Raw genomic sequence first — 21,199 nt, 5'->3', positions numbered from 1 at the left:
ATTGGCTTATGCCTGTAATTAAAGTACGTGAAAACGAATCATTTGACGTAGCTTTACGTCGTTTCAAACGCTCTTGCGAAAAAGCGGGAATCTTAGCTGAAGTACGCGCTCGCGAATTTTACGAAAAACCAACTACAATTCGTAAACGTGAAAATGCAACACTTGCAAAACGTCACGCAAAACGCAACGCTCGCGAAAACGCGCGCAATACCCGTTTATACTAATTTATAGTATTTTCTGACTCGAGTTAAGACAAACCGTGAATCCTTTGGACTCACGGTTTTGTCACTTTAAGCACAACAAAAATCTACGCCAAAAACGACCGCACTTTCACACCACGATCACGGAGGCTCGACGATGAAAGGTTCAATTCCACGCCCCTTTATTGATGATTTGCTGACAAAGTCCGATATTGTCGATGTGATTAACACACGCGTAAAACTAAAAAAAGCTGGCCGCGATTATCAAGCCTGCTGCCCTTTCCATCACGAAAAAACACCATCCTTCACGGTTAGTCAAAAAAAACAGTTTTATCATTGCTTTGGTTGTGGCGCGCATGGTAATGCGATTTCCTTTTTAATGGATTATGACAAGCTTGAATTTGTAGAGGCTATTGAAGAACTTGCAGCGATGGCAGGGCTTGAAGTACCTTACGAAAAACGAGCTAATAACAGCGGGAAACCTCAAGCTAATTATCAAACCAAACGAAATCTCTATGAATTAATGCAAGAGATTGCCAAGTTCTATCAAAGCCAATTACCATTAAATGCGCAGGCGCAAGGATATTTACAACAACGCGGGCTTTCGGCTGAAATTATTGAGCGTTTTCAAATTGGGTTTGTGCCGAATGCAATGGATACTGTACTGCGTAAATTTGGTATCAATCGCGAAGAACAACAAAAACTCATTGAATTAGGCATGCTTTCTCGAAATGATCGTGGCAATATTTACGATAAATTCCGAAATCGCATTATGTTTCCTATTCGCGATAAACGTGGACGTACAGTGGCTTTTGGAGGTCGGGTATTAACAGATGAGAAACCGAAATATCTGAATTCGCCAGAAACCATTACTTATCATAAAGGTAACGAGCTTTATGGTTTGTACGAAGCCTTACAAACCAACGATGAACCAAAACAATTACTTGTTGTTGAAGGTTATATGGATGTGGTGGCATTAGCACAATTTGGCGTGGATTATGCTGTCGCTTCTTTAGGGACATCTACGACATCAGAACAAATTCAACTTATTTTTCGTTCGACCGAGCAAGTTATTTGTTGTTACGATGGTGACCGTGCAGGGCGTGATGCAGCGTGGCGCGCATTAGAAAATGCATTGCCTTATTTAGAAGATGGCAGACAACTCAAATTTATTTTCTTGCCAGAGGGAGAAGATCCTGATACTTACATTCGCCAATATGGCAAAGAAAAATTTGAAGAATATATCGAAAGTGCACAATCTTTAAGTGAGTTTATGTTTACTCACTTAAGCCCACAAGTTGATTTTTCTAGCAAAGAAGGGCGCGGAAAATTAGTTGCTCTGGCTGCACCGTTAATTCGTCAAATTCCTGGAGAAATGCTACGCTTGTCGCTACGTAATATGCTTGCTCAAAAACTTGGGATTTTTGATCAAACTCAGCTGGAAAATCTTATTCCAAAACAATTAGAACAAGCCAATACACAACAAAAAGCCGCTAATAATAAGATCAAGAAGACACCAATGCGAATGGTTATTTCATTACTTCTGCAAAACCCTGAATTAGTGAAAAGAATATCTGAAAGTGGCGTGCAAGCATTACGTGCAGAAGCTGGTTTTGAAATTCTGGAAAAATTGACCGCACTTTGTCGCCAACGAGAAGGTATTACGACAGGGCAGATTTTAGAGCACTTCCGTGATACGCCTTACAGCAATCCCCTTGAAATACTGGCAACTTGGGATCATTTATTGGACGAAGCAGAAATGATCAATGCATTTTCACAAAACTATCGTCGCTTAAATATTCAAGCCATTGAGCGAGACATTGAAATGCTTATTGCTAAAGAACGAGCTGAAGGGCTTACTGACGAGGAAAAAACAGTGCTCGTTCATCTTTTAGCCGGTAAAGAACAGCAAAAAAAACAGTTAGTTAATCCGCAATAACAATGATAAAATTTTGAGTTTGTAACAAGAATCATATTGCTATCCTCACATCAAGCAAAACGGACATAAAAATGGAAAAAAACCAACAATCTACAGCTGAACAATATTCAGAACAAATTGAACAACTGATGGAATTAGGTCGCACTCAAGGTTATTTAACCTATGCAGAAATTAATGACTTATTACCAGAAGATGTCATCGACCCTGAATATTACGATAAGTTGCTACAAACACTGCAAAATGATGCAGGAATTCCGGTCTTGGATGAAGCCCCAGAAAGCGATGAGATGATGTTGAATGACACCATTCCAGATGAAGATGCGGTGGAAGAGGCAACCCAAATTCTTTCAAATGTAGAATCTGAAATTGGTCGAACAACCGATCCTGTCCGTATGTATATGCGTGAAATGGGAACAGTTGATCTTCTTACTCGTGAAGATGAAATCAGTATTGCAAAACGTATTGAAGAAGGAATTGATGAAGTTCAAACATCCATTGCTGCATACCCTGAAGCCTTAAACGGATTACTAAAAAATTATGATGATGTGGAAAAAGGAAACTTCCGTTTAGCTGACTTAATTACCGGTTTTGTCGATCCAAATGCAGAAATAGAAGAACATAATGTCATTGATGAAAACTTTTCTGAAGACGGAGAGGAATCAGAAAGTGCAGATGTTGAAGACAATGAAGATGAAGACGAAAGCGAAGCAGAATCTACATCAGATTCAACCGAATCTGATAATAGTATCGATCCAGAAGTCGCGAGAGAAAAATTCCAACAGTTAAAAGACCAGCACACAAAAACGCTTGCTGTTATTGAAAAACATGGTCGTTCAGGAAAACGCGCTCAAGATCAAATTGCACTACTTGGTGACATTTTTAAACAATTCCGCTTAGTGCCAAAACAATTTGATTTACTCGTTTTATCAATGAAAGAAATGATGAAACGTGTGCGCTATGAAGAACGCCAATTACAAAAAATATTAGTGGATATTGCTGGAATGCCAAAAGATGATTTTGAAAAATTCATCACAACCAATGGTAGCAATACTGAATGGGTACAAAAAGCCTTAAAATCTAGCAAACCATGGGCAAAACGCTTACCAAAATATGAAGAACGTATTCTTGAGGCATTAAACAACTTAGCTAACATTGAAGAAAATACGAAACTTACCATTACCCAAATGCGTGATATTTGTGATGCAGTAGCCAGAGGTGAACAAAAAGCTCGTCGTGCTAAAAAAGAAATGGTAGAAGCTAACTTACGTTTAGTAATTTCCATCGCGAAAAAATATACGAACCGCGGTTTACAATTCCTTGACTTAATTCAAGAAGGGAATATTGGTTTAATGAAAGCAGTAGATAAATTTGAGTATCGCCGTGGTTATAAATTCTCTACATATGCGACTTGGTGGATTCGCCAAGCCATTACACGCTCTATTGCGGATCAAGCTCGTACAATCCGTATTCCGGTACATATGATTGAAACAATCAATAAACTTAACCGCATTTCTCGCCAGTTATTACAAGAAATGGGACGTGAAGCAACGCCAGAAGAATTAGCTGAACGTATGGGAATGCCTGAAGATAAAATCCGTAAAGTATTGAAAATTGCAAAAGAGCCAATTTCTATGGAAACGCCTATCGGTGATGACGATGACTCACATTTAGGTGATTTTATTGAAGATTCAACCTTAGAACTTCCTTTAGATTCTGCAACAGCACAAAGTTTAAGAGTCGCGACCCATGAAGTTCTTGAAGGCCTAACACCACGAGAAGCAAAAGTATTGCGCATGCGTTTTGGTATAGATATGAATACCGACCATACGCTTGAAGAAGTGGGTAAACAATTCGATGTCACACGTGAACGTATTCGTCAAATTGAAGCAAAAGCGCTACGTAAATTACGTCATCCTAGCCGCTCAGAAACATTAAGAAGTTTCCTTGATGACTAAAAGTTACAAATAAAAAGGAGCTATAGCTCCTTTTTTATTACGTTAAACTAATAATAAAAAACCCGATCTAAGACCGGGTTTTATTTTGCCTATCTAACAAATTATTCTGCAACAACGATTACATCTAATGTTGCAAATACTTCACCGTGAAGTTGGAAACGAACATCGTGGTCACCAAGAGTACGGATTGGACCGTTTGGTAAACGAACTTCACTTTTCGCAATTTTAACGCCTGCTGCAGTTACTGCTTCTGCCACATCACGAGTAGTGATTGCGCCGAATAAACGACCTTCATCACCTGCTTTAGATGCGATAGTCACAGAACCTAATGCAGTAACTTCTGCTGCACGAGCTTGAGCCGCTGCAAGATTTGCTGCCGCTGCTGCTTCTAATTCTGCACGACGTGCTTCAAAGTGTTCAATGTTAGCTTTAGTTGCCATAACTGCTTTACCTTGTGGTATTAAGAAGTTACGTGCAAAACCTGATTTAACATTTACTTGATCGCCCACTTGACCTAAGTGAACAATTTTATCTAAAAGAATTACTTGCATTACCGTATCTCCTTAATTACTGATGATTGTCAGTGTATGGAAGTAACGCTAAATAGCGAGCGCGTTTGATTGCACGAGCTAGTTGACGTTGGTACTTCGCACGAGTACCGGTAATACGGCTAGGTACAATTTTGCCGCTTTCTGAAATATAGTTCTTTAATGTAGCGATATCTTTATAATCGATTTCAACAACATTTTCCGCTGTGAAACGGCAGAACTTACGACGACGGAAATAACGTGCCATTTGGCTAGTCTCCTAATCTATAAATTCGATTTGCTCGGCATGTAAAACTAATTGGCATAACCCACTTTGGGTTTTATGTGATGTAATAAATCCCACCACCAAAATTTTACTACCGACCGTAATGCTTTGAGTTTTTTCTATCAATTGATTACCACTAATTTGAACTGGCATCTTTAACCAAGCTTGACGTGTGAAACCACCTTCAATCTGATCAGAACGATGTTCTAACAAAAACTTGCAATGCTCAATTCCACTAGGGCTCTTTAATCGCTTTGGCAACTGAGAAACGACTCCCATAACCGAAAAACGATTATCAATTTTTAAATTACTCTTCAGCATCCTCAAAATCGTTGTTTTCAACTTCAGCTAAAGGTTTACGTTCTTCTTTAGCCGCTTTCATTGGGGACGCTTCTGTTACGGCGTGCTTAGTATGGATAACAAGACTGCGTAATACAGCATCGTTATAACGGAAAGTCGTTTCTAGCTCGTCGATGACTTGTTGAGGCGCTTCTACATTCATAAGCACATAATGTGCTTTGTGTAATTTATTAATTGGGTACGCTAATTGGCGACGACCCCAATCTTCTAGGCGATGAACTTGACCACCAGCTTCTTTTACAGAACCGGTGTAACGTTCGATCATACCTGGTACTTGCTCGCTTTGGTCCGGATGAACCATAAACACGATTTCGTAGTGACGCATTACTGCTCCTTACGGGTTAATCAGCCTTTGACGTAGATCAGCCACCAATCTGCAAAGGCAAGGAACGAAAAATTCAATGTGGCTAAGAGCTGGGGATTATACCGATTTTTTTACGTTCCGCAACCCGTTTGAGTTCTTTTTAAGCAAAAAAGAAGGCCGATATTGTAACAATATCGGCCTATCTCAAGTCTTCTTCGATTAACGACTGCGGAAAATAATACGACCTTTACTTAAATCATAAGGAGTCATTTCTACAGTCACTTTATCCCCAGTCAAAATACGGATATAGTTTTTACGCATTTTTCCAGAAATATGCGCAGTAACCACATGACCGTTTTCCAACTCCACGCGGAACATAGTATTCGGTAAAGTCTCTAAAATTGTGCCTTGCATTTCAATGCAATCTTCTTTCGCCATTGTATCCTCTAAAAATAATCGATTTTTTATCCGCACTTTAGGCGGAAAAGTTAAGAAAAACGGGCAGATTATAGCCGTTTTTAGCTTTCTACGAAAGAAAAAATAATATTGTTCATAAAAAACTCAAATTAGCATAAGTTAACAATGATTTACAAAGCCAAAACAAGCCCTATAATAACCGCACTTTTATAAAAGAAGATAGTATATGAATTCAAAAAAACACTTAGGCCATACGGCGCGTAAACGCTTTGGTCAAAACTTTTTACATGATACTTCTGTAATTCAAGGTATCGTGGCGGCGATTTACCCACAACCCAATCAATTCTTAGTGGAAATTGGTCCGGGACTTGGCGCATTAACAGAGCCAGTTGGTGAACTTGTCGATCATCTGACTGTGGTAGAGCTTGACCGAGACCTTGCAGAACGTTTACGTCACCATCCATTTTTACATCAAAAACTCACCGTTATTGAAACGGATGCGATGCAATTTAATTTTGGTGAGCTTTATACAAAAGAAAATTTGGCAGAAAAAGGTCATAAATTACGTGTGTTTGGTAACTTGCCATACAACATTTCTACGCCATTAATGTTCCATTTATTTAAGTATCATGATGTGATTCAAGATATGCACTTCATGCTGCAAAAAGAAGTGGTAAAACGCTTATGCGCAGGGCCAAATAACAAAGCTTACGGTCGTTTAACCATTATGGCGCAATATTTCTGCCAAGTGATGCCTGTGCTTGAAGTACCACCTTCGGCATTCAAACCTGCACCGAAAGTAGATTCAGCCGTTGTGCGTTTAATTCCGCATAAGGAATTGCCACACCCTGTAAAAGATTTATATTGGTTGAACCGTGTTTGCTCCCAATCGTTCAATCAACGTCGAAAAACATTACGCAATGCACTCTCAACACTATTTTCACCTGAAAATCTGACCGCACTTGGTATTGATTTAAATGCACGTGCAGAAAATTTGGCTATCGCAGATTATGCACGTTTAGCGAACTGGTTGGCGGATAATCCACCAGCCGATATCAATAAAGATGAAATCTTAGATTCAGAAGAGTAAAAAGAGCGGTCAAAAATGGCAACCTATTTCGTCGGTGATTTGCAAGGCTGTTATGATGAATTACAGCTTTTATTAGAACGTGTAGATTTCAATCCTACGCAAGATAAACTTTATCTTGTTGGGGATCTTGTCGCGCGTGGGGATAAATCACTTGAATGTCTTCGTTTCGTAAAATCACTTGGTAATGCAGCACAAACCGTACTAGGGAATCACGATTTACATTTAATTGCGACCGCACTGGGTATTAAAAAAGTAAAATCGCGTGATCGTGTCGATGCCATTTTTAATGCGCCCGATTTTAATGAGCTGATTCATTGGTTACGCCACCAACCATTACTTGTACATAATGAAGAATTAAACTTCCTGATGGCACACGCAGGTATTTCGCCTGATTGGGATTTGGAAACGGCGAAATCTTGTGCGGCTGAAGTTGAACAGATTTTACAGCACGGCGATTTTCATTATCTCATTGAAAATATGTATTCTGAACAGCCTGATCACTGGTCGCCAGATTTACAGGGCTTAGCGCGTCATCGTTACATTATTAATGCTTTCACTCGAATGCGTTTTTGCTATTTCGATCATCGCTTGGATTTTTCCTGTAAATCCCCTTTAAAAGATGCACCAGCGGAGCTCACGCCTTGGTTTAATTTAGATAATCCACTTTATAAACAAATTCCAATTGTCTTTGGGCATTGGGCAAGTTTAGTGGATGAACCGACTCCACAAGGTATTTATGCCCTGGATACTGGTTGTGTGTGGAATAATAGAATGACCATGTTGCGTTGGGAAGACAAACAGTTCTTCACACAAAGTGCGGTCAAAAATTACAGTGATTTTTAAGGAAACACTATGCTCTCGCTTACCGCCGAATCTTGCCAACTGTTCAATATTCCTTTCTACCAATTCGCCCAAATGAAAAAATTCTGCCCAGAAGATATTCCGGCGATTAAAGCCGATTACAAATTACATTGGGATAATTGGAAAGCGATAATTCAATCTGTTTCAGCACAACTCGGTACGCCTTTTGCGAAACCACATATTGAAAGTTGGACCAATGGCTGGCAAGTGCGAGCACATTTCTTCGCTTATTTCAAATATGAATTTAATCAAAATTCTGCCGCTATCTTTTCTGTGCTATTAAATCGTCGTCGATTAAGAGTGTGTTTAGATTGGCATTGCTATCGTGCAGATCGCTCACAAATTAATGTGCAACAATATAATCAGTGGCTTGATCAATTTGATGATAAACAATTTGCTGATTTTGATATTTGGCGAGAAGATGAAAGCGAATATGATGATTTTCGCCAAGTAAAACAAATGACTAAAAACGATCTCATTTTACGCTCAGAAGAAGATTTTTGGTGCATAGGAAAAAGCATTGAAAAATCAGAGATCAGTCAAATAAATCCCGTATCTTTTATCACTCAAACTATTCAAGCATTACAACCAATCTACGAATATTGCCATCAATAAAAGTGCGGTTATTTTCATGAAAGTTTTTCGCCCTGTTTAGTTGTTATGTTATCATTACATTAATTTAACATTTTTAACAATTTAAACTTTTAGGAGAGCTTTATGAAAAACGTCGTGATCGTCGGCGGGGGCGCTGGCGGCATTGAATTAGCGACATTCTTAGGTGATAAATTAGGTCAAAAAAAACAAGCTAAAGTGACACTAGTGGATCGCAATGCCACTCATCTATGGAAACCCTTATTACATGAAATTGCAACGGGTGTAATGGATGATGGCGTAGATTCTCTCAGCTACCGCGCACATGGTAAAAATCACCATTTCAGTTTTGAACAGGGTTCAATCACTCGTATTAATCGTGAACAAAAATATGTTGAACTCGCCCCTGTTTATGGACAAGAAGGCGATATGCTCGTCGTTGCGCGCCGAATTCCTTACGATTATTTAGTGGTTGCAATTGGTAGCAAATCAAATGATTTCAACACAAAAGGTGTAACTGATAACTGTATTTTCTTAGACAGTTCAGATCAAGCGTTGCGCTTTCAGCAAAAAATGTTGGAATTATTCCTTAAATTCTCTGAAAACCGTGCTTTAGATGATATTGGTGAAGAAGAATTTAAACAGAAATTAGTCGATGAAAGCAAAGTAAATATTGCGATTGTTGGCGGTGGCGCCACCGGCGTGGAATTAACAGCTGAGCTTTATCATGCCACGGAAGATTTATCTTCTTACGGCTATGGCAAAATTGATAACTCATGTTTACAAGTCACTCTCGTTGAAGCGGGACCTCGCTTACTGCCAGCACTACCCGAAGATTTATCTGCTGCAGTATTAGACGAGTTACAAGAAATGGGCGCGAACGTGAAATTAAATACAATGATCACCGAAGCTCAACCAAATACCCTTATCACCAAAGATGGAGAAGAAATTAAGGCAGATCTCATTGTTTGGGCTGCAGGCGTTCGCACTTCAACAGTGACACAACAATTTGATGGATTAGAACTCAATCTAATCAATCAATTAGTGGTAAAAGACACGCTTCAAACAACCGTTGATGACAGTATTTTTGCCATTGGCGACTGTGCAGCATTAACGCAACCAAACGGTAAATTAGTCCCGCCTAGAGCTCAAGCCGCACATCAAATGGCAAAAGCTTGTGCAAAAAATATCTTTGCACTTTTTGAGAAAAAACCATTAAAAGCATTTAAATATAACGATAAAGGTACCTTGGTTTCTCTTTCGAGCTTCACTGCATTAGGCAGTATTTCGAATAAATTTGGAAAAAATCCACTTACCGTTCAAGGTAAATTTGCACAATTTGCCTATGTATCCTTATATAGGATGCACCAACATGCTTTACATGGTTGCATTAAAATTGGATTGATTATTTTGGTTGATAAACTTAATCGTTATTTAAAACCAAGATTAAAATTACACTAATCGTTAAAGACAAAAGTGCGGTGAAAAATCACCGCACTTCTTATCGAAATTTAACTTCTTGTGCAATACGCTTAGCTGCAGCTATGGGCAATTGCCCGATAAGCGTAATTTCTTTTCCGCTACGCACTTCACTATAAATCGTATAGGCCCCTTGTTTCCAAGTATTTTCAGGTAATACATTAGAACCGACATTAGAAACAAATAGCGTAAAAGTGAACAAACCATCGCTATATAGCGCACTATCTATCACTTCATTTTCTAATGTTTCTTGAGTATATCGAATTAAAGAAAAACTTTGTGGCACCCAACCTGCAGACCAAGTTATATCTGAGTTTTGTTCATTTTTACTTTCTTTCAACAAAGGAGGCATTGAGACTTTGTTAATATACTCCGTCAACCCTCTTAGTCTATCGTCGATATAAAGCGTTACAACTCTAAACTGATCAAGTAATTTACCTTCACTATCAAGCATATCGCCGCGTAATAATAAACCATTTTCTTCATCGACAAACACTAAATACTGATATCGGAAATCATCTTTAGGGACGATACGAATCGTATCAGCAAAACGCCCAGCCACTCGATCTTTGCCTATTTTTATAAAATCATAAACTGTAGAAAGTTTATCAAAATCAGCACGAACAACGGCCGGCATTGCATCGACGATATTGCTACTATTAAGCGTAAATGCTTGAGTATTTGGCTGAAAATAACTGACTAAATTATCACGTTGAATAATTTCTTGTTGACGCCCATCAAGCGTCACTAATTGCGCATAAGTTTTATTATCTTTCTTAATATGACGATAGCGAAAGGAATCCATATTTGATGGCGTTGTTTGAACAAAGGCAATTTCATAATTGAGATTATCCAATGCTTGTGTCATTTTATCTAAAGACTGCTTTGCAGAAAGATCTTCAGCAGAAGCAATGCTACTTAGTAGTAAAGAAAGAGAAAGTGCGGTGAATTTTAACGCGATTTTTTTCATAAAAATAAATTTAAAGGATAAAAATTCACCACGCTAAATAACATATTAGGTGGTGAATTAACATAAACTAACTGAACTAATCGTATTATTTCTGACTATTACTACTTACATTTAATGCATCGGCATGCATACGACGTTGTAATTCATAGTTCTGTAACATCGCACCAATACGGCGACTTTTTTGTTCAAGCTGATCTGATGTCAATGTATCTTTACTCGGCGCATTATAGCTAACCTCTTGAACCGAGTTATTAAATGGCAAGGTTTGCAATACTGGAGTCTCAGGTAAATTAGACGCATCGTTTTTATTATTGAAAGATTGAACACCAAGTACCGCCACTAAACATACACCAGCAGCAACAGCAACTTGCGTCATTGGCGCAAAGAACGCTTTTAATTTTTGCATAAATGCAGAATTATGTGCATCTTCTGGTTCAGGTTGAGACACTGCAATGACATCGACTTTCTTCACTTCTTCAGATTCAATTAAACCAGCCATTTTAGCGGTAAAATCAGCCCCTAGAAACAAAGCACTTTCTTTACGCATCACTGCACGTACAGCATGGAATGCCTGCCAAGATTCTTGTAATTCTTCGTCTTTCAATAAAGCATCTGTCAAGCCAGCCTCGACTTGTTCGCCATCCATATAGGCTGAAAGTTGCTCTTTTTGCATAGTAAACTCCGACTTTTTTATTCGCGTTGCATCAGTGGCTGAATTTTATTCTCAATAATTTCCCTTGCGCGGAAAATACGAGAACGAACAGTACCAACAGGGCAATCCATAATTTCTGCAATCTCTTCATAGCTTAAGCCTTCTAGCTCTCGCAAAGTGATTGCTGTTTTTAAATCTTCTGGCAAACTGTGAATCGTACTAAACACGATTCGTTCAAGTTCACTAGATAACATTTCATTTTCGGGTGTATCTACATCCCGCAAGTGCGTACCCACATCATAATTTTCAGCATCCTCAGATAAAATATCTTCATTAGGTGGGCGACGCCCTTGAGCCGTTAAATAATTTTTTGCCGTATTGACGGCAATTCGATAAAGCCATGTATAGAAAGCACTTTCGCCGCGAAAAGATTCAATTGAGCGATAAGCCTTTATAAAGGATTCTTGCACCACATCAGGAATATCGTTACGTGATACATAGCGAGTCAAAAGCCCCGCCACTTTATTCTGATAACGAGAAACCAACAAATTGAAGGCTTTCTTATCCCCTTGCTGCACTCTTTCTACCAAAGCCTGATCTGTTAGCTGTTCAGCCATATTTCTCCTATGCCAATATCTAACACGCCTTAATATTCAAGACAGCAAGCTCTTGTTGCAATCTCAGACACAAGTGTGTGAAAAAAGTTCATACGTATCTTAATAATTTTAATTAGTTGTGATTTTTTGTACGTTTTGGATATATTCCACCATAGATTGAATTTCTGAATCTGATGATTGACCACGATTAAAAAACCAAGAAAATAGCTGCAGATCTGTACTTGCTAATAAACGAATAAATATATCTTTTTTGTCATCTGTTAATTCATCAAAATGCTTCAAATAAAAAGGCATAATGATTTTATCCAACTCCAACATTCCTCGGCGGCAATCCCATTCAATACGGAGTTTATTATATTTTTCCATTTTTAATTCCTTAAATTTTAGGGGGCGATTATAGCCTAAAAAATAACAATAAAAAAAGGTTGGCATATTTACCAACCTTTATTTTTCAATTTCATTATTTATTCTTTAATAAGTCACGAATTTCTGTGAGCAAATCTTCCGATGTAGGACCTGCTTTTTTCTCTTCTGGTTTTCTCACTTTATTAAGTGCCTTAATCATCATAAAGATTGCAAAAGCAATAATAATGAAATCGATCACATTCTGAATAAACACACCGTAGTTTAAAGTAACAGCTGGAACATCGCCTTGTGCTTGAGCTAATACAAATTTCATATCTTTGAAATCAATGCCACCCGTTAAAATACCAAGCACAGGCATAAAAATATCACTAACAAGTGAACTTACGATCTTACCAAACGCACCGCCGATAATCACACCGACAGCCATATCTACAACATTACCGCGCATTGCAAATTCGCGAAATTCTTTAATGAAACTCATAATAATTTTTCCTTTAGAGATTGAATAAAAAGAGCGACGATTATAATGAGTCGCTCTTAAAAGTAAATAAATCGTTAAATGAAGAATGCACTTGGCTGGAACAATTTTTCAATTTCAGGCACATTCTTCTTATCACTCAAATAAATCACCACATGATCGCCTTCTTCAATCACAACTTGGCGTCGTGCAACAATTACATCATTTCCACGCAATAAAGCACCAATAATGGTCCCCATAGGCAAACGCAGCTCACTAATTTTACGCCCGACCACATTGGAGGTACTTTCATCACCATGCGCGACAATTTCAATAGCCTCAGCAATACCATGTCGTAATGTAGCCACATTTTTCACATCCCCTTTACGAACATGGCCAAGCAAAGCAGAAATTGTCGCTTGCTGTGGTGAAACTACAATATCAATACTTCCACCTTGAATCAGGTTTATATAAGCAATTCGTTGAATCAGCACCATTGCTTTCTTGGCGCCCAAACGTTTTGCCAATAAAGCGGACATAATATTCGCTTCATCATCACTACTCAATGAAAGGAACACATCGACATTTTCAATATGCTCTTCAAACAATAAATTTTGATCAGACGCATCGCCATAAAAAACCAAGGTTTTTGAAAGTTTTTCAGCTAACAAATTAGCGCGCTCTTCATCACGCTCAATTAATTTTACGGTACAAATATTTTCCAAACATTTCGCTACGCCAGCGGCAACATTTCCGCCCCCAACAATCATTACACGTTTATAAGGTTTTTCTAAGCGTTGAAGTTCGCTCATTACTGCTTTTATGTGCTCAGTTGCGCAAATAAAAGTAATTTCATCACCGGCCTCAACAATAGTAGAACCCTGCGGACGAATCGGTTTGCCGTTACGCAAAATAGACATAATACGACAATCAATATGTGGCATATGTTCACGAAATGCGGAAAGCGCATATCCAACCAAAGGACCACCATAATAAGCTCTTACCACAACCATACTAATACGATTATTAGCAAAATGGGCAACTTGTAATGCCCCTGGGTAAGCAATTAAGCGTGTAATTTCATCTGTCACAAGATTTTCAGGCGAAATCAAATGATCAATAGGTACATTCTCATCATTGAATAACTTATCTTTTTCACGCAAATATTCTGAATTACGAATACGGGCAATACGAGTTGGTGTATTAAATAATGTATAGCCCATTTGGCAGGCTACCATATTGATTTCATCAGAGGCTGTTACGGCAACCATTAAATCGGCATCGGCCGCACCTGCATCACGAAGCACTTTTGGTGATGATGGCGAGCCCTGCACCACACGTAAATCATGCTTTTCTTGTAAGGCTTGTAACTGTGGGGACTCGTTATCAACGAGTGTGATATCGTTATCTTCACTAACCAAATTTTCGGCAAGCGTAGTTCCTACCTGACCTGCGCCCAAAATAATAATTTTCATCGCTTACTCCGTTCGTTCTAATATAAGAGGACGAATGCCTATTTCTGATGAATTTAGACCGCACTTTAATGCGTTAATTTGACGACAAATTTCATCTGTCACGCCATTAGCCTGCGCCATTTGTTCTTCAGTAATCTCCTCTGGCGCTTTTTGGAATAAAATCGCATCCAATAGCCGTTCTGCATGCATTCCATCTCTGCAGTAATGAAGTACACCAACATCATTAAATAGCGTTGCAACTTTAGCGATCTTAGTTGTCGCAATACCAAGTGCACCATCTTCACCACCTAATTGACAAAATAATTCATCTTGTGGAAAACCGCCACATGCCAAGAAAAAAGCTCGACGAAAAACCACGCTCCCACCACAGGTCATTCGCATATGCTGCCATGCAAACTCAAAATTAGGATGTTCAGCGTAACGCGCGGGCAAATCAATCGGTTTTAATGCTAAACGTACCACTGAGGTATCTGGTTGAAAATGAAAAGTCGCCGCTGCAACTTCTAATGCCCCCTGTTCATAAGCATCATCAGCGTCTAAAAAAGCAATAAATTCATTACTTGATTGCAAAGCGCCCCAATTTCGCGCTTTAGCCACACCACTATTTTTCGGCATAGATTCGACAACTATCTTTTTTGGATATTGCGCAGCCCATTCTTGCGCCAAAGCTAACGTGTTATCTTTAGAGCCATCATCAATCAACCAAATTTTCCCCAAATAAGTTTGAGACAATGCGGACTGCACTGCGCGTAATAGCGTTTGTTCTGCATTATAGCAAGGAATAATGACATCAATATTGGCAAACATTTTAGTCTCTAAGCACATTTACGTAACTTCGCATAATAGAACCCATCACCACTATTTGGTTGCGGAATGAATTGAAAACCCACCGCACTGTTATCATCGCTAAAGGGTAACGGCAATAACTCCGCATCTGAGTGAGCATTTAAAAATGCTTGGATTTGTTCGCAATTTTCTTCTGGCAATACAGAACAAGTCGCATAAAGCAAAACACCGTTTGGCTTAAGTTTTTCCCAAAGTGCACTCAGAATTTTCTTCTGTAGTTCAACAAGCTGAGCGATATCGGTTTCTTTGCGTAACCATTTTATATCAGGGTGGCGTCGAATCACCCCTGTAGCAGAACAAGGTGCATCAAGTAAAATTCGGTCAAATTTCACCGCACTTTTACCGATTTCAGCTAACCATTCGTCAGGTTGACTCGCATCACCACACACCACTATCGCTTGCTGATTTAAACGTGCAAGATTTTCTTCTACTCGTTTTAAGCGATGAGATTCTACATCTAATGCAATCACATTAGCTTGAGGTGCCAGTTCCAAAATATGAGTTGTCTTACCACCCGGTGCCGCACAAGCATCAAGGATCCACTCTTCATTTTTTGGCTCAAGCAAAGTTGCCGCCCATTGAGCACTCAAATCTTGCACCGTAACCGCCCCTTCTTCAAAGTGCGGTAATTTTTGCACCGCAATCGGTATATCTAAACATATCGCATTAGGATGGTGACTTGTTTTTGCAGAAACACCTTGTTCTTCAAGTAAAGTGCGGTAAGTTTCAAGGGCGTTTTTTTGTGAATTCACACGTAGCCACATTGGTGGTTTATGATTGTTCGCCTCAATGATCTCACGCCAATTCGGATAGGCTTTTTTTAATTTACTCACGAACCATTCAGGGTGAAGCGTTTGCCAATTTTTATCGATAATTGCCAAAATTTCATCTTGCTCACGTAAAAATCTACGCAAAACCGCATTCACTAATCCTCTAAAACTATCAGATTTTAATGATTTTGTTGCGTTCACAACTTCATCAACTGCCGCATGAGCAGGCACTCGCATGTAAAGCAATTGGTATAACCCTATAAGTAACAAGCAATGAACAATGCGAGTTTTACCTTTAAGCGGTTTATCCACAAGACGTTTGATTATTTTCTCTAAACGAGGCAATACGCGACACACGCCAAAACAAATTTCTTGTAACAAGGGAAAATCTTGGGCTTTTACAGAAGGTTGCACTTCAGGGATTAACGCCGACAAGGATTTTCCCTCATCCAATACTTGCAAAATTAAGTTTGCTGCAATAGCTCTGGTCGAAAGTGCGGTCATTTTTACTGAATTTTTTACGTTGATAGTTTTAGAAGAAAATTTTTTCATTATGCAAGCACCTTACCAATAGTAAACCATTCTGCACGGCCATTTAATAAATCTTGTACAGACATAGGCTTTTTACCTGCGGGTTGTAATTGCAATAAGTTTAAGACGCCATTAACAGTCGCAATTTGAACACCATTTTTATCCGCACTTAAAATAGTTCCCGCAGGTTTATCTTGATGAGGCAATACTTCTGCTTGATATACTTTTAACGTTTGAGCTTTGCCATCCTTATCTTCTGTTGAAAAATAAGCAATCGGCCAAGGATTAAAGGCACGGATATTACGCTCAAGTTGTATTGCCGGAAACGACCAATCCAATTGAGCCTCTTCTTTGGAAAGTTTTTCTGCATAATTGCTTTGGTTGTCATCTTGTTTTTCGGCTATAAATTTACCGTTTTCAAGATTATCTAAAACATCGATTAATGCTGATGGAGCAAGCTCAGCCAGTTTGTTATAAAGACTTGTTGAAGTTTCAGTCGGTAAAATATCACAATAGACTTTGTGTAACATATCACCTGTATCTAAACCCTCATCCATTTGCATAATGGTTACACCCGTTTGTACATCACCAGCCCAAATTGAGCGCTGAATTGGTGCCGCTCCTCGCCAACGAGGAAGAATAGAACCATGCACATTCAAACAACCTAAACGAGGGGCATCTAATACAGCTTTCGGTAAAATTAACCCATAAGCGACAACAACCATTACATCCGCATTTAACGCTTTTAGTTCAGATTGCGCCTCTTCTTTGCGTAAGGATTTAGGTTGATAAACGGGAATGTTATTTTGCTCAGCAAGTTGCTTGACAGGACTTGCTTGCAATTTTTTACCGCGACCAGCTGGTTTATCAGGTTGAGTATAAACAGCGATCACGTTATGTTGAGAATTTAGAATGGCTTGTAAATGCTGTACAGCAAAATCTGGCGTACCAGCAAAAATAATATTAAGTGATTTCATAATGTTCTACGTTATGGTGATTGATAGGAAAAAGTGCAGTTAAAATCAACCGCACTTTAATTAAGAATAAGAAACTTATTGTTTCGCAATTTGTTTTTTATATTTCAGCAATTTTTCTTTAATACGTTGTCGTTTAAGTGGAGAAAGATAATCAACAAATAAAATTCCATTTAAATGATCAATTTCGTGTTGAATACATATCGCAAGCAAACCATCAGCATCTAAAGTAAATTCTTTACCATCACGATCTAACGCTCTCACTTTCACTTTTTCTTTACGAGGAACCAACGCACGGAACCCTGGAATGGATAAACACCCCTCTTCAATTCCAGTTTCGCCTTCAGAAGCCAAAATTTCAGGATTAATCAAGACAAGCTGATTTTTTTTATCACCTTCAACATCAATAGTAATAATACGTTGCAAAATGTCTACTTGAGGTGCTGCTAAACCAATACCTTCCTCTTGATACATCGTGTCAAACATATCATCAACAATTTTACGAATTGCATCATTAACTTCAGTAACAGGCTCACAGACAACCTTTAAGTGATCATCAGGATAAATTAATACATTAAGTGCGGTCATAATTTCTCTTGTTTTTAAGGGTTGAATTTCAGCACGATTGTAGCACAGCTAATAAAACATTTACAGGAAGTGGCTTCATATGAGTTGAAAAATTACTTACTTATTGAAAATTAAAATTAGAGTCTTATTTAACATCATGAATAGATTATAAAAAACAAAAACCCCAGTCCTTCAACTGGGGTTCTTATGTTTTTATCTAATCTAGATATGTATTTAGTAACCTGGCGGTGCCCTACTCTCACATGGGGAAGCCCCACACTACCATCGGCATTACAGCGTTTCACTTCTGAGTTCGGTATGGTGTCAGGTGGTTCCACCGCACTATCGCCGCCAGGATAATTCTTTGATAACGTTTATTTTATATTCTATCTATGTTCTTATTGGCTACAAGCTAAGCTCGATTTTCTTTCTATTAAGTCTTCTTATTTAATTTGTTTGTCTAGTCTTCTCTTTCGCTCTTTCCCAAAAACACTTGAGCGTTGTATAGTTAAGCCTCTCGGGCAATTAGTATACGTTAGCTCAATGACTCACATCACTTACACACCGCACCTATCTACGTCTTAGTCTTAAACAACCCTTACACACTTGATGTGTGGGAGAACTCATCTCTTGGCAAGTTTCGTGCTTAGATGCTTTCAGCACTTATCTCTTCCGCACTTAGCTACCCGGCAATGCGTCTGGCGACACAACCGGAACACCAGTGGTGCGTCCACTCCGGTCCTCTCGTACTAGGAGCAGCCCCAACCAATTCTCCAACGCCCACGGCAGATAGGGACCGAACTGTCTCACGACGTTCTAAACCCAGCTCGCGTACCACTTTAAATGGCGAACAGCCATACCCTTGGGACCTACTTCAGCCCCAGGATGTGATGAGCCGACATCGAGGTGCCAAACACCGCCGTCGATATGAACTCTTGGGCGGTATCAGCCTGTTATCCCCGGAGTACCTTTTATCCGTTGAGCGATGGCCCTTCCATTCAGAACCACCGGATCACTATGACCTACTTTCGTACCTGCTCGACTTGTCTGTCTCGCAGTTAAGCTTGCTTATACCATTGCACTAACCTCACGATGTCCGACCGTGATTAGCAAACCTTCGTGCTCCTCCGTTACGCTTTGGGAGGAGACCGCCCCAGTCAAACTACCCACCAGACACTGTCCGAGACCGCGTTCCGCAATCTTCGTTAGAACATCAAACGTTAAAGGGTGGTATTTCAAGGACGACTCCATAATCACTGGCGTGACTACTTCTAAGTCTCCCACCTATCCTACACATCAAAATTCAATGTTCAGTGTCAAGCTATAGTAAAGGTTCACGGGGTCTTTCCGTCTAGCCGCGGGTACACCGCATCTTCACGGCGATTTCAATTTCACTGAGTCTCGGGTGGAGACAGCCTGGCCATCATTATGCCATTCGTGCAGGTCGGAACTTACCCGACAAGGAATTTCGCTACCTTAGGACCGTTATAGTTACGGCCGCCGTTTACTGGGGCTTCGATCAGGAGCTTCTCTTTCGATTACACCATCAATTAACCTTCCAGCACCGGGCAGGCATCACACCCTATACGTCCACTTTCGTGTTTGCAGAGTGCTGTGTTTTTAATAAACAGTTGCAGCCAGCTGGTATCTTCGACCGGTTCAACCTTCAGGGGCTAGCCCTTACAATCTACGCCGGCGCACCTTCTCCCGAAGTTACGGTGCTATTTTGCCTAGTTCCTTCACCCGAGTTCTCTCAAGCGCCTGAGTATTCTCTACCTGACCACCTGTGTCGGTTTTCAGTACGGTTTAGTAAAGCCTTTCGCTTAGTGGCTTTTCCTGGAAGTGTGGTATCAGTTACTTCAGCTCCGTAGAGCCTCGTCATCATCTCTCAGTGTTAAGGAAGTCCGGATTTGCCTAAACTTCCCACCTACCAACTTAAACGCACATATCCAACAGTGCGATAACCTAACCTACTCCGTCCCCACATCGCAGCTTTACCAAGTACAGGAATATTAACCTGTTTCCCATCGACTACGCTCTTCAGCCTCGCCTTAGGGGCCGACTCACCCTGCCCCGATTAACGTTGGACAGGAACCCTTGGTCTTCCGGCGAACGGGTTTTTCACCCGTTTTATCGTTACTTATGTCAGCATTCGCACTTGTGATACGTCCAGCCAACCTCTCGATTAACCTTCATCCGCTTACACAACGCTCCCCTACCCAACAGACGTATCACTAATAATCCTCACTCAAAGATGCCCGACTCAACGTTCGGGTTGCTTGAACAACATTTCATGTCGCTTCGCGTCATTCCATGTTGTTAATCGTAAGGCGTATTAGTGATACGCCTGATGCCGCAGCTTCGGTGCTATATTTCAGCCCCGTTACATCTTCCGCGCAGGCCGACTCGACTAGTGAGCTATTACGCTTTCTTTAAATGATGGCTGCTTCTAAGCCAACATCCTAGCTGTCTAAGCCTTCCCACTTCGTTTCCCACTTAATATAGACTTGGGGACCTTAGCTGGCGGTCTGGGTTGTTTCCCTCTCCACGACGGACGTTAGCACCCGCCGTGTGTCTCCTGAGTATCACTCTTTGGTATTCGTAGTTTGCATCGGGTTGGTAATCCGGGATGGACCCCTAGCCGAAACAGTGCTCTACCCCCAAAGGTGTCCGCTCAAGGCTCTACCTAAATAGATTTCGGGGAGAACCAGCTATCTCCCGGTTTGATTGGCCTTTCACCCCCAGCCACAAGTCATCCGCTAATTTTTCAACATTAGTCGGTTCGGTCCTCCAGTTAGTGTTACCCAACCTTCAACCTGCCCATGGCTAGATCACCGGGTTTCGGGTCTATACCTTGCAACTATTCGCCCAGTTAAGACTCGGTTTCCCTTCGGCTCCCCTATTCGGTTAACCTCGCTACAAAATATAAGTCGCTGACCCATTATACAAAAGGTACGCAGTCACC

22 protein-coding genes and 2 rRNA genes (1 of these 24 cut by a window edge) are annotated in these 21,199 nt (G+C 40.0%); 7 read left to right on the top strand and 17 right to left on the bottom strand.

Going from position 1 to position 21,199, the window contains the following annotated elements; genetic code table 11:
* The first annotated feature begins 8 nt into the window (after window positions 1-8).
* From rpsU to rpoD, 3 genes are all read left to right on the top strand, one after another.
* Window positions 9-224: a 30S ribosomal protein S21 gene (gene rpsU, locus DV428_RS02185; RefSeq protein ID WP_005627632.1), complete on the top strand. Its 216-nt coding sequence runs from the start codon at window positions 9-11 to the stop codon at window positions 222-224.
* Between the two features lie 133 nt (window positions 225-357).
* Complete coding sequence (dnaG, locus tag DV428_RS02180; RefSeq protein ID WP_114908522.1) at window positions 358-2,139, top strand: DNA primase; 1,782 nt, start codon at window positions 358-360, stop codon at window positions 2,137-2,139.
* Window positions 2,140-2,210: 71 nt separating this feature from the next.
* Entirely contained in the window at window positions 2,211-4,094 is a 1,884-nt protein-coding gene (gene rpoD, locus DV428_RS02175; RefSeq protein WP_114908521.1) for an RNA polymerase sigma factor RpoD, read from the top strand.
* A 101-nt stretch (window positions 4,095-4,195) separates the two neighbouring features.
* Here the strand turns inward: rpoD and rplI are convergent, their stop codons facing one another.
* The 5 genes from rplI to infA form a co-directional block, all read right to left on the bottom strand.
* Entirely contained in the window at window positions 4,196-4,645 is a 450-nt protein-coding gene (gene rplI, locus DV428_RS02170; RefSeq protein WP_005627626.1) for a 50S ribosomal protein L9, read from the bottom strand.
* Window positions 4,646-4,661: 16 nt separating this feature from the next.
* Window positions 4,662-4,889, bottom strand: coding sequence for a 30S ribosomal protein S18 (gene rpsR / locus DV428_RS02165; RefSeq protein ID WP_005598105.1), 228 nt, complete (start codon window positions 4,887-4,889; stop codon window positions 4,662-4,664).
* A gap of 12 nt (window positions 4,890-4,901) precedes the next feature.
* Entirely contained in the window at window positions 4,902-5,228 is a 327-nt protein-coding gene (priB, locus tag DV428_RS02160) for a primosomal replication protein N (RefSeq protein ID WP_005630861.1), read from the bottom strand.
* Entirely contained in the window at window positions 5,215-5,592 is a 378-nt protein-coding gene (gene rpsF / locus DV428_RS02155) for a 30S ribosomal protein S6 (protein WP_005627620.1), read from the bottom strand. Before rpsF ends, priB begins: the two co-directional genes overlap by 14 nt.
* A 198-nt stretch (window positions 5,593-5,790) precedes the next feature.
* Window positions 5,791-6,009: a translation initiation factor IF-1 gene (infA, locus tag DV428_RS02150; protein ID WP_005627617.1), complete on the bottom strand. Its 219-nt coding sequence runs from the start codon at window positions 6,007-6,009 to the stop codon at window positions 5,791-5,793.
* Between the two features lie 205 nt (window positions 6,010-6,214).
* Here infA and rsmA point away from each other — a divergent pair, with 205 nt between their 5' ends.
* From rsmA to DV428_RS02125, 4 genes are all read left to right on the top strand, one after another.
* Complete coding sequence (gene rsmA, locus DV428_RS02140) at window positions 6,215-7,078, top strand: 16S rRNA (adenine(1518)-N(6)/adenine(1519)-N(6))-dimethyltransferase RsmA (protein WP_114908520.1); 864 nt, start codon at window positions 6,215-6,217, stop codon at window positions 7,076-7,078.
* Window positions 7,079-7,093: 15 nt separating this feature from the next.
* The gene (apaH, locus tag DV428_RS02135; RefSeq protein ID WP_114908519.1) at window positions 7,094-7,921 is read left to right on the top strand and encodes a bis(5'-nucleosyl)-tetraphosphatase (symmetrical) ApaH; all 828 of its coding nucleotides are present in this window, start codon (window positions 7,094-7,096) and stop codon (window positions 7,919-7,921) included.
* A gap of 9 nt (window positions 7,922-7,930) precedes the next feature.
* Window positions 7,931-8,554 (top strand): glucose-6-phosphate 1-dehydrogenase family protein, encoded by a 624-nt coding sequence (locus tag DV428_RS02130; RefSeq protein WP_114908518.1) that lies wholly within the window; start codon window positions 7,931-7,933, stop codon window positions 8,552-8,554.
* A gap of 102 nt (window positions 8,555-8,656) precedes the next feature.
* Window positions 8,657-9,991 carry an NAD(P)/FAD-dependent oxidoreductase gene (locus DV428_RS02125; RefSeq protein ID WP_114908517.1) on the top strand — a complete coding sequence of 445 codons (1,335 nt, stop codon included), beginning with the start codon at window positions 8,657-8,659 and terminating at the stop codon, window positions 9,989-9,991.
* Between the two features lie 40 nt (window positions 9,992-10,031).
* On the opposite strand, the gene rseB is transcribed toward DV428_RS02125, so the two are convergent.
* The 12 genes from rseB to DV428_RS02065 all read right to left on the bottom strand — a co-directional run.
* Entirely contained in the window at window positions 10,032-10,979 is a 948-nt protein-coding gene (gene rseB, locus DV428_RS02120; protein ID WP_114908516.1) for a sigma-E factor regulatory protein RseB, read from the bottom strand.
* A gap of 85 nt (window positions 10,980-11,064) precedes the next feature.
* Window positions 11,065-11,652 carry a sigma-E factor negative regulatory protein gene (locus DV428_RS02115; protein WP_114908515.1) on the bottom strand — a complete coding sequence of 196 codons (588 nt, stop codon included), beginning with the start codon at window positions 11,650-11,652 and terminating at the stop codon, window positions 11,065-11,067.
* 17 nt (window positions 11,653-11,669) lie between these two features.
* On the bottom strand, window positions 11,670-12,248 hold the full coding sequence (gene rpoE, locus DV428_RS02110; protein WP_114908514.1) for an RNA polymerase sigma factor RpoE: 579 nt from the start codon (window positions 12,246-12,248) through the stop codon (window positions 11,670-11,672).
* Window positions 12,249-12,356: 108 nt separating this feature from the next.
* A complete protein-coding gene (locus DV428_RS02105; RefSeq protein WP_005643996.1) occupies window positions 12,357-12,614 on the bottom strand; it encodes an FAD assembly factor SdhE in 258 nt (85 codons plus the stop codon).
* A 94-nt stretch (window positions 12,615-12,708) separates the two neighbouring features.
* Window positions 12,709-13,095, bottom strand: coding sequence for a large-conductance mechanosensitive channel protein MscL (gene mscL, locus DV428_RS02100; RefSeq protein WP_005630888.1), 387 nt, complete (start codon window positions 13,093-13,095; stop codon window positions 12,709-12,711).
* A gap of 74 nt (window positions 13,096-13,169) precedes the next feature.
* Window positions 13,170-14,546, bottom strand: coding sequence for a Trk system potassium transporter TrkA (gene trkA / locus DV428_RS02095; protein WP_065246768.1), 1,377 nt, complete (start codon window positions 14,544-14,546; stop codon window positions 13,170-13,172).
* Between the two features lie 3 nt (window positions 14,547-14,549).
* On the bottom strand, window positions 14,550-15,353 hold the full coding sequence (locus DV428_RS02090) for a glycosyltransferase family A protein (protein ID WP_114908513.1): 804 nt from the start codon (window positions 15,351-15,353) through the stop codon (window positions 14,550-14,552).
* Window positions 15,354-15,361: 8 nt separating this feature from the next.
* Window positions 15,362-16,714 carry a 16S rRNA (cytosine(967)-C(5))-methyltransferase RsmB gene (rsmB, locus tag DV428_RS02085; RefSeq protein ID WP_114908512.1) on the bottom strand — a complete coding sequence of 451 codons (1,353 nt, stop codon included), beginning with the start codon at window positions 16,712-16,714 and terminating at the stop codon, window positions 15,362-15,364.
* Window positions 16,714-17,670, bottom strand: a complete 957-nt coding sequence (fmt, locus tag DV428_RS02080) for a methionyl-tRNA formyltransferase (RefSeq protein ID WP_114908511.1) — start codon at window positions 17,668-17,670, stop codon at window positions 16,714-16,716. The genes rsmB and fmt overlap by 1 nt, the downstream gene beginning before the upstream one ends.
* 75 nt (window positions 17,671-17,745) lie before the next feature.
* Entirely contained in the window at window positions 17,746-18,255 is a 510-nt protein-coding gene (def, locus tag DV428_RS02075; RefSeq protein ID WP_114908510.1) for a peptide deformylase, read from the bottom strand.
* Window positions 18,256-18,474: 219 nt separating this feature from the next.
* Window positions 18,475-18,590: ribosomal RNA gene (rrf, locus tag DV428_RS02070) — 5S ribosomal RNA — on the bottom strand.
* 148 nt (window positions 18,591-18,738) lie between these two features.
* Window positions 18,739-21,199, bottom strand: a 23S ribosomal RNA gene (locus tag DV428_RS02065); it runs 549 nt beyond the window's last position.

The sequence above is a fragment of the Haemophilus haemolyticus genome, assembly GCF_003352385.1.
Lineage (GTDB): Bacteria > Pseudomonadota > Gammaproteobacteria > Enterobacterales > Pasteurellaceae > Haemophilus > Haemophilus haemolyticus_I.
The sequence above is the reverse complement of the archived record's forward strand: the minus strand, read 5'-3'. Positions and strand labels throughout refer to the sequence as shown.